General features: G+C 42.4%; 11 protein-coding genes and 6 tRNA genes. 2 read left to right on the forward strand and 15 right to left on the reverse strand.

Going from position 1 to position 16356, the window contains the following annotated elements:
• Nucleotides 1–19: 19 nt before the first annotated feature.
• The 5 genes from lnt to miaB all read right to left on the reverse strand — a co-directional run bounded on the left by lnt (nucleotide 20) and on the right by miaB (nucleotide 5796).
• The gene (gene lnt / locus M0M83_RS05405; RefSeq protein WP_213914233.1) at nucleotides 20–1549 is read right to left on the reverse strand and encodes an apolipoprotein N-acyltransferase; all 1530 of its coding nucleotides are present in this window, start codon (nucleotides 1547–1549) and stop codon (nucleotides 20–22) included.
• A complete protein-coding gene (gene corC / locus M0M83_RS05410; protein ID WP_125894263.1) occupies nucleotides 1549–2433 on the reverse strand; it encodes a CNNM family magnesium/cobalt transport protein CorC in 885 nt (294 codons plus the stop codon). Before corC ends, lnt begins: the two co-directional genes overlap by 1 nt.
• A 366-nt stretch (nucleotides 2434–2799) precedes the next feature.
• Nucleotides 2800–3273, reverse strand: coding sequence for an rRNA maturation RNase YbeY (gene ybeY, locus M0M83_RS05415; protein WP_213914234.1), 474 nt, complete (start codon nucleotides 3271–3273; stop codon nucleotides 2800–2802).
• Nucleotides 3274–4326 carry a PhoH family protein gene (locus tag M0M83_RS05420; protein WP_125894261.1) on the reverse strand — a complete coding sequence of 351 codons (1053 nt, stop codon included), beginning with the start codon at nucleotides 4324–4326 and terminating at the stop codon, nucleotides 3274–3276. It lies immediately after the preceding gene.
• A gap of 39 nt (nucleotides 4327–4365) precedes the next feature.
• Complete coding sequence (miaB, locus tag M0M83_RS05425; protein ID WP_213914235.1) at nucleotides 4366–5796, reverse strand: tRNA (N6-isopentenyl adenosine(37)-C2)-methylthiotransferase MiaB; 1431 nt, start codon at nucleotides 5794–5796, stop codon at nucleotides 4366–4368.
• Between the two features lie 461 nt (nucleotides 5797–6257).
• Between miaB and ubiF the strand changes: the two genes are divergently transcribed.
• Complete coding sequence (gene ubiF / locus M0M83_RS05430; RefSeq protein WP_248467797.1) at nucleotides 6258–7445, forward strand: 3-demethoxyubiquinol 3-hydroxylase; 1188 nt, start codon at nucleotides 6258–6260, stop codon at nucleotides 7443–7445.
• A 70-nt stretch (nucleotides 7446–7515) separates the two neighbouring features.
• Here the strand turns inward: ubiF and M0M83_RS05435 are convergent, their stop codons facing one another.
• The 10 genes from M0M83_RS05435 to nagB form a co-directional block, all read right to left on the reverse strand.
• Nucleotides 7516–8859 (reverse strand): dicarboxylate/amino acid:cation symporter, encoded by a 1344-nt coding sequence (locus tag M0M83_RS05435; RefSeq protein WP_248468419.1) that lies wholly within the window; start codon nucleotides 8857–8859, stop codon nucleotides 7516–7518.
• 585 nt (nucleotides 8860–9444) lie between these two features.
• Nucleotides 9445–9519 (reverse strand) — tRNA-Gln (locus M0M83_RS05440).
• An 11-nt stretch (nucleotides 9520–9530) separates the two neighbouring features.
• Nucleotides 9531–9607, reverse strand: a tRNA-Met gene (locus tag M0M83_RS05445).
• Nucleotides 9608–9653: 46 nt separating this feature from the next.
• Nucleotides 9654–9728, reverse strand: a tRNA-Gln gene (locus M0M83_RS05450).
• A gap of 32 nt (nucleotides 9729–9760) precedes the next feature.
• Nucleotides 9761–9835 (reverse strand) — tRNA-Gln (locus M0M83_RS05455).
• A gap of 31 nt (nucleotides 9836–9866) precedes the next feature.
• Nucleotides 9867–9951: transfer RNA gene (locus M0M83_RS05460), tRNA-Leu, on the reverse strand.
• Nucleotides 9952–9958: 7 nt separating this feature from the next.
• A tRNA-Met gene (locus M0M83_RS05465) sits at nucleotides 9959–10035 on the reverse strand.
• A 370-nt stretch (nucleotides 10036–10405) separates the two neighbouring features.
• Nucleotides 10406–11629 (reverse strand): DNA-binding transcriptional regulator NagC, encoded by a 1224-nt coding sequence (nagC, locus tag M0M83_RS05470; protein ID WP_213914238.1) that lies wholly within the window; start codon nucleotides 11627–11629, stop codon nucleotides 10406–10408.
• Between the two features lie 11 nt (nucleotides 11630–11640).
• The gene (nagA, locus tag M0M83_RS05475; protein ID WP_213914239.1) at nucleotides 11641–12804 is read right to left on the reverse strand and encodes an N-acetylglucosamine-6-phosphate deacetylase; all 1164 of its coding nucleotides are present in this window, start codon (nucleotides 12802–12804) and stop codon (nucleotides 11641–11643) included.
• A gap of 74 nt (nucleotides 12805–12878) precedes the next feature.
• The gene (nagB, locus tag M0M83_RS05480; RefSeq protein WP_004909001.1) at nucleotides 12879–13682 is read right to left on the reverse strand and encodes a glucosamine-6-phosphate deaminase; all 804 of its coding nucleotides are present in this window, start codon (nucleotides 13680–13682) and stop codon (nucleotides 12879–12881) included.
• Between the two features lie 416 nt (nucleotides 13683–14098).
• Here nagB and nagE point away from each other — a divergent pair, with 416 nt between their 5' ends.
• Complete coding sequence (gene nagE, locus M0M83_RS05485) at nucleotides 14099–16126, forward strand: N-acetylglucosamine-specific PTS transporter subunit IIBC (RefSeq protein ID WP_213914240.1); 2028 nt, start codon at nucleotides 14099–14101, stop codon at nucleotides 16124–16126.
• Nucleotides 16127–16356 lie beyond the last annotated feature (230 nt).

A 16356-nucleotide genomic window follows, 5' to 3' on the forward strand; every position in this document is an offset into this window, starting at 1 on the left:
TGAGGTGGGGTCAATATCGTTATTTTTGACGGCGATTCAGAGCAAAACCAAGAATACCAAATATAACGACTACTCCCCACATCGGATAATGGCTCCAACGTGCGTAAGGTGTCAGTCCAGTTGTTGGTGTGACTTCAGTAGCAAGCGTCGCTGCTTTAAATTGTGGCAGCATATCTTGTATTGAGCCATCTGCACTGATCACCGCAGTTATCCCGTTATTGGTGGAACGTAATAATGGGCGTCCCAATTCTAATGAACGCATACGCGCCATTTGGAAATGCTGCCATGGGCCGATAGATTGACCAAACCATGCATCATTGGAGACGGTAAGTAAGTAATCGCTATCAGGTTTAAAATTATCCCTGACCTGTGTACCTAAAATAATTTCATAGCAAATAGCGGCAGTTAGATGAATATTACCAACCGCTAATTGCGCTTGCTCATAATCGCCACGGCTAAAACCTGACATTGGCAAATTAAAGAACGGTGCGATAGGGCGCAGCAAATCTTCTAAAGGTACATATTCACCAAATGGCACTAAATGGTGTTTGTTATAGCGGTTTTTAGATGGGTACAAGTACGGGTTTTTATCGCCTAATACAATGATTGTATTATAAAAAGTATATTCACCATCTATCGGGCGTGCATCCACAATTCCAGTAATTAATTGGGTATTCGACTCTGCCAATAATTGGTCGAGAGATTTAAGCCACGTTTGGTTATCGAGCTCAACAGAAGGGACCGCTGATTCAGGCCAAATAATCAAAGACGCTTTGCCGATATAAGGGCGAGAGAGCGCCATATAGGTGTCTTTGGTTTTTTGTAAGAAGCTGGCTTCCCACTTCATTGATTGGGGAATGTTGCCTTGAACCAATGCCACTTCCATTTTCTTGCCTTCAAGGGGGGTAAACCACTGTACATTTTTGGCGATTAATGGGGCAAAAATGAAGGCAGCTGCAACGGCGAGCGCGATAAAGCTGCGGCGTAGGATAGCGAGTACTAACAGACCACTAATGCTAAATAAAAGCAATGTGATCATTTCTACCCCAAATACAGGGGCGAGTGCTTTCATCGGCCCATCAATCTGGCTATAACCAAATTGTAGCCATGGGAAGCCAGTTAATACCCAACCCCGCAGAAATTCAGTGACTTGCCAGAGCGCTGGCGCCATAAAAACGAAACGCCAAATATTAGCTTTAGGAGCAAGCTTAGCCAGTAAACCACCAAAAAGGCCAGTATAAAGCGCGAGGTAAGCGGCTAATAAAATAACAATAAATACGTTTACAGGGCCCGGCATGCCACCAAAATCGGCAATACTGACGTAAACCCAGTTAACCCCACTACCGAATAAGCCAAATCCCCAAGCGAAGCCAATAGCAAAAGATTGTTTGGCTGTACGCTGCAAGGTCAGTAGTTGGAGGAAAAGGATAGAAAGCAGCGCGGCAGGCCAGATGTCGAAAGGCGAAAAAGCCAGTGTTCCACTGGCTCCGAAAATTAAAGCCAGCAATAACCGTAACCGCTGGCTTTGATAAATAGACGTTGAGTTCATTAAGTCTGTTCTTCTTCCAAAGTTGGAACTGGCGCGTCGTCTGGAATTTTCACGTGAAGCAGAAGGATCCTGCGGCTGTCAGCCATCGCAACTTTAAATTGGTAGTTGTCTATCGTGATGATTTCACCACGAGAAGGCAGATGTCCAAAGGCTTGCATAACGAGGCCACCAACGGTATCGACTTCATCGTCACTAAAATGAGTCCCAAAGGCTTCATTGAAATCTTCAATCTGTGTAAGGGCTCGGACAGAATAAGAATGACGGCTGAGTTGACGAATATCAACATCGTCTTGGTCGTCATATTCGTCTTCAATTTCGCCTACGATGAGCTCTAAAATATCTTCAATGGTCACTAGACCAGAGACGCCACCAAACTCATCGATCACGATAGCCATATGATAGCGTTGAGAGCGGAATTCTTTGAGTAGTCTGTCTACTCGCTTACTTTCAGGGACAACAACCGCTTGGCGTAATACCTTATCAATACTAAAAGGCTCTGCGTCGGTACGCATAAATGGCAGTAAATCTTTTGCCATCAATAACCCTTCGATATGGTCTTTGTCTTCACTAATAACAGGGAAGCGTGAGTGAGCTGAGTCAATAATGACATCAAGGCACTCATCAAGCGTTTGATTACGTTTTAAGGTAACAATTTGGGAACGCGGGATCATAATGTCGCGTACGCGCTGATCCGCAATATCCATTACCCCTTCAAGCATTTCGCGGGTATCAGGATCGATCAAATCGTTTTGTTCAGAGTCGCGGATTAATTCGACTAAATCATCACGATTTTTAGGTTCACCATGGAATAGGTGATTTAACAGTGCAAAGAACCCTTTCTTAGGACCAGGGTTATCGCTACTCGAAGAGTTATCGTCGCTCATGGCGGTTAATTTAATATTCCTCAAAAAAATACTCGTCATACTTCGAACTGCAGCGTTGTTGGCTGCACTCACTTACCCTAGTCACATACTTATGTATGCTCCTAGGGATAAGCCTCGCTGGCCGCCTAGCTGCAATTCGAATTATTTAGAGTATTCACTCGTCGTATCTCGAACTGCAGCGTTGTTGGCTGTACTTGGTACCAAAAGTAGGCCAAGTTAAAGTATTTGGAGCTTAGGTTAGTTAATAAAAACAGCTTACTGGATTCTTTTTAGCATAAAATTGACGGTTTATCTGCAAAATAACCGTCAATTTTTTGTAAAGTAATGCTTTCTATCAGAAAGGCATTTCAAAAAATTATAGTTAGGTCACTCTTTTTCTGCAAGATATGGGTCTTCATAGCCCAATTCAGCCAGAATTTCGGTTTCTAAACCTTCCATTTCTTCTGCTTCATCATCTTCAATATGATCATAGCCTAAAAGATGAAGGCAACCGTGAACAACCATGTGTGCCCAGTGTTCTTCTGCCGTTTTTTGTTGCTCAACCGCTTCTTGTTCAACGACTTGGCGACAAATAATTAAATCACCGAGCAAAGGAAGCTCAATTTCAGGTGGGGCTTCAAAGGGGAATGACAACACGTTAGTCGGTTTGTCTTTACCGCGATAGGTTAAGTTCAAGTGATGGCTTTCAGGTTCATCAACTACCCGAATAGTGACTTCACTTTGTGCTTGAAATTTCGGCAACACCGCGGTTAACCAACGCTGAAACTCGTCTTCCGAAGGCAAACCATCAGGGTTTTCACACGCAATTTGTAAATCGAGAATAATTTCGATGTCACTCATTTATGGGTTTTCCTGCTTTTCAAATTGCTTTTGTTGTTCTTTTTCTTCACGTAATTGTTGGCGACGTTTATTATCTTGTTCTTCCCATGCTTCATAAGCCATGACGACTTTTGCAACGACGGGATGGCGAACCACGTCTTCGCTGTGGAAGAAATTAAAGCTTAAATCATCCACTTCAGAAAGCACTTCAATGGCATGACGTAACCCTGATTTACTACCGCGAGGTAAGTCAACCTGAGTAATATCACCCGTCACAACCGCTTTGGAATTAAAGCCAATACGTGTTAAAAACATTTTCATCTGTTCGATGGTGGTGTTTTGGCTCTCATCTAAAATAATAAACGCATCATTCAAGGTACGACCACGCATATAGGCGAGCGGTGCAACTTCGATAACATTACGTTCAATGAGTTTTTCAACTTTTTCAAAGCCCAACATTTCAAATAGCGCATCATAAAGTGGACGTAGGTAAGGGTCGACTTTTTGGCTGAGATCCCCAGGCAAAAAACCCAGTTTCTCGCCTGCTTCAACCGCTGGACGGGTAAGCAAAATACGACGAACTTCTTGGCGCTCTAACGCATCAACAGCCGCTGCGACTGCTAAGTAGGTTTTACCCGTTCCGGCGGGGCCAATTCCAAATGTAATATCATGGTCTAAAATATTGGCGATATATTGCGCTTGATTTGGGGTGCGTGGTTTGATCACACCACGTTTAGTTTTAATATTCACCGCCTTGCCATAGTCAGGCACGCTATCGGCAGATTGCTCTAAAACGCGGCTATCCATAATGGCTAAGTGAATATTTTCAGGGTCGATATCAGGGGTCACACCGCGCACGGGTGCGGTATCGACATACAGTTGACGCAAAATTTTGCTCGCCGCTTGAACATTCAGTGGCTTACCCGATAACTTAAAACGGTTATCACGGCGATTAATTTCGATAGCAAGGCGGCGTTCTAGCTGCTTGATATTATCGTCAAATGGCCCGCAGAGGCTCATTAAACGCTGGTTATCTGCGGGTTCTAGAAAGATTTCTTGTGTTGCGATTTGCAAATTTTTTGTCTCGGTCACTGAATATCCTATGGTTGCGGCTTAGGGTTGAAAGCTACCAACACCTAGCTCATCTTCTTTACGGGTACGTGCAATAACAGATTCTGGCGATTCATGAACGCGAAGACCCATTTGGTCTTCTGTACGAATGACTTTACCGCGTAATGAGTTGGTATAGACATCCACAATTTCGACATCCACAAATTTACCGATCATATCCGGTGTGCCTTCAAAGTTTACCACACGGTTATTTTCAGTACGTCCAGATAGCTCCATAACGTTTTTACGGGATGTTCCTTCAACTAAGATACGTTGAACGGTTCCCACCATTTGGCGGCTGAAGCTTAGTGCCTGCTGATTAATACGCTGTTGCAGTAAGTATAGACGCTGTTTTTTCTCATCTTCAGTTACATCGTCAGGTAAATCTGCAGCGGGTGTGCCAGGACGTGCGGAGTAGACAAAGCTGTAGCTCATGTCAAAATTCACGTCTGCAATGAGTTTCATTGTTTTTTCGAAGTCATCGGTTGTTTCACCGGGGAAGCCCACGATAAAGTCCGAACTGATCAGAATACCAGGGCGTGCTTCACGCAGTTTGCGAATAATGGCTTTGTATTCAAGTGCGGTGTGCGCACGTTTCATCATTGTTAGAATGCGGTCTGAGCCACTTTGCACGGGGAGATGCAAGAAGCTGACTAATTCAGGGGTATCGCGGTAGACTTCGATGATGTCGTCAGTAAATTCAATTGGGTGGCTAGTGGTAAAGCGCACACGGTCGATACCATCAATTGCAGCGACTAAACGCAATAATTCTGCAAATGAGCAAATTTCACCATCAAAGGTTTCACCGCGGTAGGCATTCACGTTTTGGCCAAGCAAATTAACTTCACGTACACCTTGTGCCGCTAACTGCGCGATTTCAAACAAGATATCATCACAAGGGCGACTAACTTCTTCACCTCGGGTGTAAGGTACTACACAGAAGGTGCAGTACTTGTTACAGCCTTCCATTATCGAAACGAAAGCCGTTGGTCCTTCGGCACGAGGTTCAGGTAAACGGTCAAACTTTTCAATTTCAGGGAAGCTGATATCGATAACTGGGCTACGAGTGCCTTGAACTTGGTTAATCATCTCAGGCAAACGGTGCAAAGTTTGCGGGCCGAAAACGATGTCAACACTTGGTGCACGTTGGCGAATAAAATCCCCTTCTTGTGAAGCGACACAGCCGCCTACACCAATAATAATGTCAGGGTTTTTGTCTTTAAAAAACTTCCAACGACCAAGTTGATGGAAGACTTTTTCTTGTGCTTTTTCACGAATTGAACAGGTATTAAGCAGTAATAAATCGGCTTCTTCTGCAATTTCAGTGAGTTGATAACCATGGGTATTTTCTAATAAAGATACCATTTTGGATGAGTCATACTCATTCATCTGGCAACCCCAAGTTTTAATGTATAGCTTTTTATTCGTCGACATGTCGTATATCCGGTGTTTTCGAAGCGGCTAGTGTAATGGACTCCGAAACGCGTTGTAAATCCAAAGTCCTACCCTTTATATTTGGGAAGTCGCATGCATTTTGATTAAGGACATCATTGTATGATGGGATAAATGCAAAGATATTTAAAATAATATCACCACACGAAATCTAAGGGCAGGCAATTTGCCTATTGTTTTAAAATTAGCACGTATTGTATTCATTTGCGGCATCAGTGACCAGAGGATGTTGCGAAATTGTGGTTGTTTTTTGTGCAAATCAAAATGTTTTCAGCAAAATACACTATTTGTAAGGTTATAAAGAAGAGAGAAACGCATGAGCTCTAAGCCTTCAATACCTATATTTCCTGTGACAGCCATCATTTTTCGGTACAATACCTTTATTAACGTGGTCACTGTTATCAAACGATAACCTTTATTAAACAATAAATAGTAGCGAACGTATGAATAAATTAATCGAATCTTATGATGTTGTCGTCGTTGGCGCAGGGATGACTGGCGCGGCAGCAGCATTGGGCTTTGCTCAAGAAGGCATGCGAGTCGCTTTGCTTGAAAAAGCACAACCTGCGGCCTTTGACTCACAAAGTGCTCCTGATGTTCGTATTTCTGCGATTAGCCGCGCTTCTGTTGAATTGTTGGAACAATTAGGGGCTTGGCAACATGTGAAAGCAATGCGGAGTGCGCCATATCGCCAGTTAGAAACATGGGAAGAACCCGATAGCAATGTGGTTTTCGATGCTCAAAGCCTTGGGTTGCCTGAACTCGGTTTTATGGTAGAAAACCGTGTGTTACAACTTGCATTGTGGCAAGAATGTGAAAAATACAGCAATCTAGACCTTATCTGCCCTGCGAGACTTATCAATTTATATCAATCTAAGCAGCAAAAAGAGTGGATGTTGGCATTAGATGATGGCCGAACTTTACAAGCTAAGCTTGTGGTCGGCGCTGATGGCGCTAATTCGCAAGTCCGTAAAATGGCAGGAATTGGTAGCCGCGGCTGGCAGTATCGCCAATCATGTATGTTGATTAGTATTCAAACACAGCAGCCTCAGCAAGACAAAACATGGCAGCAGTTTTTTCCGTCAGGGCCGAGGGCATTTTTACCTCTGTATGATAATTGGGCCTCATTAGTCTGGTATGACAGTCCCGCAAAGATCAGACGTTTACAAGGTATGTCAATGGAACAATTGACGGGAGCGGTTTCTGAAGCTTTTCCTGAACGCTTAGGGCCGATCACTGCGATAGCTTCCGGGGCGTTTCCACTGACCCGTCACCACGCAAGTCGCTATGTAATGGATGGGCTGGCACTGATTGGCGATGCCGCTCATACTATCAACCCTTTAGCGGGGCAGGGAGTGAATTTAGGCTATCGAGATGTTGATGCATTGCTCAAAGAAGTGACTTACGCGCGTGAATACATACAACCATGGAATTCCATTGATGTATTGAAACGTTATCAACGCCGTCGTTTACCTGATAATTTAATCATGCAAGCTGGAATGGATGTGTTCTATATGGCATTTAGTGAAAAGTTACCGGGATTGAAAATAGTTAGGAATCTTGGGTTGATGGCGGCACAGCGCGCCGGAGAAGCAAAAAAACTGGCTCTGAAGTATGCGTTAGGGTTATAGAACTTATCTTAGATATATAAATAGGCCGCAAAATTAGAGGCCTATTTATAATTAAATGAAGAAGTTAGCGCTATTTATTATTAGCTAAATCAATTGGCTGAATGTGACTTATATCTGTATTGATGCTGTCGTCTTCAGTAATCACTGAATCTATTGTTTCATTTTTTGCTGAAAACGCATGAGCCAGTTTTTCTGTGTCGAGTTCTTTTTCCCAACGTGCAACAACGATACACGCACATGCGTTACCGACTAAGTTAGTTAAAGCGCGGCACTCAGACATAAATCGGTCGATACCTAAAATAAGCGCCATGCCTGCAACAGGAACGCTTGGTACCACCATCAAAGTGGCTGCTAAGGTAATAAAACCTGCACCTGTTACACCAGCTGCCCCCTTCGAGCTTATCATGGCAACTAGCAGCAATGAAATTTGTTCCCAGATAGTCAGCTCAATATTGGTGGCTTGGGCAATAAATAATGCGGCCATCGTCATGTAGATGTTGGTACCATCAAGGTTGAATGAATAACCAGTAGGGATCACTAAGCCCACAACAGATTTTTCACACCCCGCATGCTCCATTTTTCGCATTAAACTTGGTAATGCGGCCTCAGAAGAAGAAGTCCCTAATACTAACCAGAGTTCATCTTTGATGTACTTAATCAGTTCAATGATTGAGAAACCGTTATATTTGGCTACCGCTCCCAACACCAGTAAGACAAATAGCAGTGATGTTATATAGAAAGTCATAATCAGCATCATTAAATTGCCGATAGAGGATATTCCATATTTACCAATGGTAAATGCCATTGCACCGAATGCCCCGATAGGGGCGAGTTTCATTAGCATCGCCACCATTTTGAACACAGGTTCAGAAAAGTTTTGCAGTAACTTAACGATAGGCTCGCCGTGTTTACCCGTTGCAGCTAGCGCTAACCCAAAAATAACTGCAATAAACAGAACTTGCAGAATATTTCCATTAACTAATGGGCTGATGACGGTATCAGGGATGATATTCATCAAAAAGCTGACAATCGAGGATTCGTGTGCTTTTTCAACGTAGGTGGCAACTTTGCTGCTATCCAAAGTCGCTGGATCAATATTAAGCCCCGAACCTGGACGAATGATATTCGCGATGATAAGACCGATGATGAGAGCAATTGTCGAGAAAGTGATAAAGTAGAGCATTGCTTTACCTGCGACACTTCCCACGGCCTTCATGTTTGACATCCCTGATATACCGGTGACAACAGTTAAGAAGATAACTGGTGCGATAATCATTTTAACGATTTTGATGAATGCATCACCAAGCGGTTTTAGTGACTCACCAATGTCTGGAAAAAAGTGACCAAGTGCTATACCCAGAACGATGGCTACTATCACTTGAACATATAATATTTTATATATTGGTTGCTTTATCATGTTTCGCATAAATTTTCTCTGTAAAAATGTTGCGTTTGGCAATTTATAATTATTAGGTTTAAAACTTTTATTAGAGTTTTTGAGAGCTAATTTAGTTGGAATGGAGGAAGGGGCTGAATTCATTAGTACCAGTGAGTGATAATAATTTGACTGGTAATAATCATACCTAACTACAATTCCATGGAAGGTTACCACTTTAAGTGGTTATATAAAAATGATTGAAGTCACATATTTGATATAAAAGTTACCCAAACGTAAATTTTATAGGGTAAATGTTGCTCTAAGATCACTTTTAGCGATTAAGTTGCTACTTATTTAGTAGTGTTGGGATTAAATAAATAAAGATATCGCAAAAAATAATCCGTTAAGCTAAAAAACAGAGGTGAAAATATAGAAAACAGTGGAAATGGATCCCCTGTTTATTAAAAATCGAACGTGTCTGCTGTTTTTTTTATTTTTGTTTCATTTATCAATAAAAGTGATAAATGAAATTAGAGGTAGGGTTTATACATAAATACGTTATGCCTAAATGCACTACGGGGTGTTAAGGGAAATCTAATTTATGGGGGATTAAAGAGAGAATGGCTGGGGTACCAGGATTCGAACCTGGGAATGCCAGGATCAAAACCTGGTGCCTTACCGCTTGGCGATACCCCAACAAAAAGAAATGGTAGCTACGACGGGATTCGAACCTGTGACCCCAACATTATGAGTGTTGTGCTCTAACCAGCTGAGCTACATAGCCATTATTATTTCTTTGGAATGATTGTTGCAACAAGAAGGGAAGTAGATGGCTGGGGTACCAGGATTCGAACCTGGGAATGCCAGGATCAAAACCTGGTGCCTTACCGCTTGGCGATACCCCATCCGGGAAATTCTACTATTGATTGTATTAAGATGGCTGGGGTACCAGGATTCGAACCTGGGAATGCCAGGATCAAAACCTGGTGCCTTACCGCTTGGCGATACCCCAATCTTAAATTCAATACTACCGAGAAGGAAAATGGTGCGGGAGACAAGACTTGAACTTGCACACCTTGCGGCGCCAGAACCTAAATCTGGTGCGTCTACCAATTTCGCCACTCCCGCAAAATAATGGTGGCTATGACGGGATTCGAACCTGTGACCCCAACATTATGAGTGTTGTGCTCTAACCAGCTGAGCTACATAGCCATCTTTTTTTGCATTACCTTCGTCGGCGTTGCGGGGCGCATTATGCTAATTACACACACGACAGTCAATAGCTTTTTGCACTATTTTTTAGAAAACGTGACTGTTTGTTTGTTGAATAATCATTTTGTCGATAAAGCCAGCAAAAAACAAGCCCGTATTTGAAAAAAATCACTTTTTGTCTTACCTGTTAGATAAATGTAATTTGGTGACGCGTGAAGTCATACAGTGAAAGAACGCAAAAATTTGTAACAGGAACAAAGGAGGGAGAAGACGACGCGATAGAAAAATAGCTTATGAAACGAAACGTTCAGATTGTCGCTAATAAAAAAGCAGGTATCTCGACCTGCTTTAAAGAGAACAACGGTAAAAATTAGCTTTCAAACAGTTTTTGTAATAATTCACCATTGAGCATTGCCCGTTTAGTGAGTGCGAAAGCGCCTATCGCAGAGTTATGAACTAACTGTGACGTGACGATGGGGAGATTCTCCCTAAACCCTTTTAAGGCTTGTGTGTCAATGCAGCTTTGAATCGCGGGTAACAGAATTTGTTCTGCTTCCGTGATATCGCCTGCAATGACGACTTTTTCAGGGTTAAACAAGTTTATTGAGATAGCAATCGCTTTACCAATTTGACGGCCAACATGCTGAATAACTTCATTGGCAAGTGGGTCTCCTGTATTGGCGGCTTGGCAAATATGGGAAATCGTACAATTTTCCAATGTAAGGGAGCTTGAATAGCCTTGTTCTAAACGTTGTTTTACACGAGCTTCAATCGCTTGGTTTGAGGCAATGGTTTCTAAACAACCAAAATTGCCACAGTGACAAAGTTCACCGAGTGGGTCAACTTGGATATGGCCGATTTCCCCGAGGTTACCTCGGTGGTTGAGCAATATCTCTTTATTGATGACCAAACCTGCCCCTGCCCCCCTGTGAATACGGACGAGGAGTGAGTCTTCGCAATCACGGGTTGCACCAAAGTAGCTCTCAGCGAGCGCTAGGCTGCGAATATCGTGCCCTGCATAACACGTTATTCTAAAGTGCGCTTGTAAATTATCGATGAGATGCCAATTGTCAACTTTGATATGTGGCATGTAGTAGACAATTCCACTATTTGGGTTAACTAACCCAGGGAGAATAATCGAAATTGCGATTAACTCTTTTAAGCGTTTTTGATTATGTTCGATAAAATCTTCAAGGGCGGAAATCAGCTTTTGTTCTACCGCTTGCTGAGAAGGTTCCGTGATAGGGTAATGAGCATCGATAATCATTTTGCCACCTAAGTCGTATAAGGCGATGGTGGCATCATAGCGGCCTAAACGAACGCCAATGGTGTGAAAATTTTTGTGTTCGGAGACAATCGATATGGCACGTCGGCCCCCAGTGGAGGCCTGTTGGTCAACTTCTTTAATTAAGCCACGTTCGAGTAGTTGGCGAGTGATTTTAGTGACACTGGCTGGGGCAAGTTGGCTTTGCTCCGCGATTTGAATTCTTGATATCGGGCCATGTTGGTCAATCAAACTATAGACGACAGCGCTATTGAGTTGTTTGACGAGATCAATATTACCAATTTGCTTCAGCGAGTGGCTTTGATTCATTAGCTAGTTACTCATTTTTTGTAGACTTCTGCTCCGTTAACATAGGTTGCGAGGACGTCGAAGTCGTGGTTAAACGCGGTTAAATTCGCAATTTTACCCGGAGCGATAGACCCTAACGTCTCATCAACTCCAATGGCTCTTGCGGGGTAGAGCGTTGCCATTCTCAGTGTTTCATCTAATGGAATACCCACGTACTCTACACTGTTTCTTACTGCTTCTATCATTGTTAGTGATGAGCCGCTGAGTGTGCCATTTTCATCTACACATAATCCATCGCGGTAGTATATGGTTTTACCTGCGAAGATAAAATGATCCATTTCACCAGTTTGAGGATCTATTCCTGCGGGCGCGGTGGCATCAGTCACTAAAATTAATTTATCACCTTTTAAGTGTTTGCTATTACGGATATTTGCCCATTGGACATGTAAGCCATCCGCAATAATTCCGGCGTAAACTTCAGGGGTGTCATAAATAGCCCCTACTAAACCCGGGCCACGGCCTGAAATATATGGCATGGCGTTAAAAAGGTGCGTTGAAAAGCGGATTCCGGCTTTAAAACCTAGTTTGGCTTCCTCGTAAGTTGCATTTGAGTGCCCAGCTGAAATCACAATCCCTGCATCTTTCAATTGATGAATATAATTAACTTCAACCATTTCAGGTGCTAATGTGATTTTCGTTATCGCATCTGCATGGGCGGCTAAATAATCAATCATCTGCGCGGATGGTTGGCGGATAAATTCAGGGTTATGTGTGCCTTTTTTAATAACATTAATATATGGGCCTTCTAAATGGAGCCCGAGAGCTTGGTTCTTGTGGTCTTTTAAATACTCGGTCATGACCTCAATACCATGCTTCATTAATTCGTCAGAGCACGTAATCAGCGTTGGCAAATAACTGGTACATCCCGTGCGTTCATTGGCTTTTTGCATGATATCCAAATTCTTTAATGTGACATTTTCTTTATTATCATTGAATTGGACACCACCACAGCCGTTGACTTGCAGGTCAATAAACCCAGCGGACAAGATTGCACCTTGTAGGTCATGCTGTGAAATATGGGAAGGTAATTCAGAGACAGGACAAACATCTTTGATGATTTCACCATCGACGATGACCGCATGGTTATCCAGTCTTTCATGACCTGTATAAATAATGCAATTTGTTAATGCATACATGGCTTAAACTCCTGACCTCTGGAAGGTGGGTCACCGATCAGCCTTCGCTGACCGGGTGATTGATAAATATAATATTAGTTAAACTTTTCAATAATTTCAGATTCTAGCTGTTTGAAATATTTAAGCGTTTTGACTTTTAATTCGAGTGTTGCGGGTTCATCACAGACGACCAGTGCTTTTGGATGCATTTGCACGCAGCTTACTGTCCACATATGGTTGATTGAACCTTCTACCGCAGCATGAACTGCATTGGCTTTATTTGCACCTGTCGCGAGTACCATTAACTCTTCAGCATCCATTAATGTGGCAACTCCCACAGTTAAAGCGAATTTTGGTACTTGGTTGATATCGTTATCAAAAAAACGTGAGTTAGCTTGGCGTGTTTCGGGCGTTAATGTCTTAATGCGAGTACGAGAGTTCAGTGAAGACCCCGGTTCATTGAAAGCAATATGACCGTCGTTACCTACGCCGCCCATAAATAAATTAATTTTGCCGTAAGATTTAATTTTATCTTCATAACGTTGGCATTCTGCATCAACATCAGGGGCATTGCCATTCAGTAAATTAATATTTTGCGCTTGAATATCGATGTGGTTAAAGAAATTCTCATGCATAAATGTGTGATAGCTTTGAGGATGATTAGCTGGAATACCAATATATTCATCCATATTAAATGTGACCACATGCTTAAAACTGACTTTTCCTGCGTTATATAAAGCAATCAGTGCCTTATAAGTTGCAAGAGGGGTGCCACCTGTTGGTAGCCCAAGAACGAAAGGGCGATCAGCAGTAGGGTTGAATGCGTTGATTTTATCAGCGATATACTGTGCGGACCAAATGCCGACATCATGCGCATTGTTAAGTGGAATTAGCCTCATGTCTTAATTACCTCTAATAAGTCTGTGAAATCTTTCATATATATATGTATCCCTGATGTTATTCATTAGATATAGGAATACTCGTTATACTTCAAATTTATTGTGCATTATCACTTGCTTGACCTGCTGTTTTTGTTTCAGTTCATGCATTCAAGTGTGCTGAGAATATACAGGTTAATAGCATAAAAAAGTTATTTTTAATCATAAAATAAGTTTTCAATAATAGCTAGTAATTTAGTCATATCAGTAACTCTTTCGTTGATATTTATCACAAATCGAACCTATTTATTTTGCATCGCGAAACAATTAATTTAGACTATGAAATTGATACTCTCAATAACCTAAATTATGATTTAGGTGTGTGAACAAGAAGATCCCGTAAATGGGACAAAAATAGGGCGATAAAGGGGGAGTTTGTGAATATTCTTAGCTACTTACAGCGGATTGGTAGGGCACTTATGGTGCCAGTTGCGGTACTACCAGCTGCAGCAATCCTGATGGGGATTGGCTATTGGATTGACCCAGATGGTTGGGGAGCCAATAGTGCAATCGCGGCGTTACTGATTAAATCGGGCGCGGCTATTATTGATAATATGTCCGTGCTATTTGCTATTGGTGTTGCTTATGGGATGTCAAAAGATAAAGACGGTGCTGCTGCACTGACCGGTTTTGTTGGCTTTTTAGTCGTGACAACACTGTGTTCGCCTGCATCTTATTCCATGATCATGAATGTTCCGTTGGAAAGCGTTCCTGCGGCATTCGGTAAAATAAATAACCAGTTCGTGGGTATCTTAGTTGGGGTACTGTCTGCAGAATTGTACAACCGCTACAGTGGCGTAGAGCTACCAAAAGCATTGTCTTTCTTTAGCGGCCGTCGCCTTGTACCCATTCTGACATCATTCTTAATGATCATCTTAGCCTTCATACTGATGTATGTGTGGCCAGTGGTCTATAACGGTTTAGTCTCTTTCGGTGAAAGCATTAAAGACTTAGGCTCTGTGGGCGCGGGGATTTACGCATTTTTCAACCGTTTATTAATTCCTGTGGGTCTCCACCATGCACTTAACTCAGTGTTCTGGTTTGACGTTGCAGGGATCAATGATATTCCAAACTTCTTAGGCGGTGCTAAGTCAATTGAAGCAGGCCTTGCAACAGTAGGTATTACGGGTCGTTATCAAGCGGGCTTCTTCCCAATCATGATGTTTGGTTTACCTGGTGCGGCATTAGCGATTTACCACTGTGCACGTCCAGAAAATAAGGCAAAAGTTGCTGGTATTATGATTGCCGGTGCGTTCGCGGCATTCTTCACCGGTATCACTGAGCCGCTTGAATTCTCCTTCATGTTCGTGGCACCGATTCTGTACGTAGTCCACGCATTGTTAACCGGTATCTCGGTTTATATCGCAGCAACAATGGAATGGATCTCAGGGTTCGGCTTCAGCGCAGGTTTAGTCGATATGTTATTGCAATCACGTAACCCATTAGCCGTTCAGTGGTATATGTTGATTGTCCAAGGCCTAATCTTCTTCTGCATTTATTATGTCATTTTCCGTTTCATGATCCGCAAATTCAACCTGTTAACCCCAGGCCGTGAAGAGAGTGCAGGGGATGAAACTATTGATGGTTATGACGAAAGCATTAGCCCTGCCGATAGCAGTGATAGTGATATTCAAAAAGAAGCTCGCCAATATGTTGCAGCGGTGGGTGGTAGCGACAACATCGTCAGTATTGATGCCTGTATCACTCGTTTACGTTTAGGTGTTAAAGATTCAGCGATTGTTAATGACGCCATGACAAAACGTTTAGGGGCTTCAGGTGTTATCCGCTTAAGCAAACAAAATGTGCAAGTGATTGTCGGTACACGTGCTGAATTAGTGGCAAAAGCAATGACTGAAGTGATTGCAAAAGGCCCAATTGCAGGTTCTGCGCCAGTTGCAGCGGCAGAAGAGAAAAAAGCCACAGAGCCTGCGAAAGCTAAAGGCAATGTGATTTTATCTCTGGTTGCGCCAGTGAGTGGTCAAGTTTTCTCACTTGACGATGTGCCAGATGAAGCGTTCTCTAGCCGTATTGTGGGCGATGGTATTGCCATCAAACCAACAAGCAGTGAAGTGTTAGCGCCGGCATCAGGTACGGTGGTGAAAATTTTCGAAACTAATCATGCATTCTGCCTTGAAACAGAAAATGGTGTCGAACTCATTGTTCATATGGGGATTGATACTGTTGCACTGAAAGGCGAAGGTTGTGCACGTTTAGTGGAAGAAGGAGCTGAAGTAACCGCTGGCACACCAATTCTGAACCTCGACCTTGCGTTCCTTGAGGCCAATGCTAAATCAATGATTAGCCCAGTTATCATCAGCAATATTGATGACTTCGCTGGTGTCGAGATTTTAGTTGAAGGCGATGTGAAAGCAGGCGAAACGGTTATTTATAATGTTCTGAAATAATTTAGTTTAATATTATAAGTGAGTAAGAGGGTGGCTTAGGCCACCCTTTTTTTATGGTGGTTAAATAAGAAAAAGATAATCATACAGGGTATAACAAATAATGATAATCACTATCAATTGAGTTTGGTTTATAAAGAAAATATAATTAATTGTTAGCTTTGTGGGGAGGTGTTTTTTCTAAAATACGCGAATAATTAAAATTAAAGCGCCTAAAATAATTATAAAAAAGT

The sequence above is a fragment of the Providencia rettgeri genome (assembly GCF_023205015.1).
Taxonomy (GTDB): Bacteria; Pseudomonadota; Gammaproteobacteria; order Enterobacterales; family Enterobacteriaceae; genus Providencia; species Providencia rettgeri_E.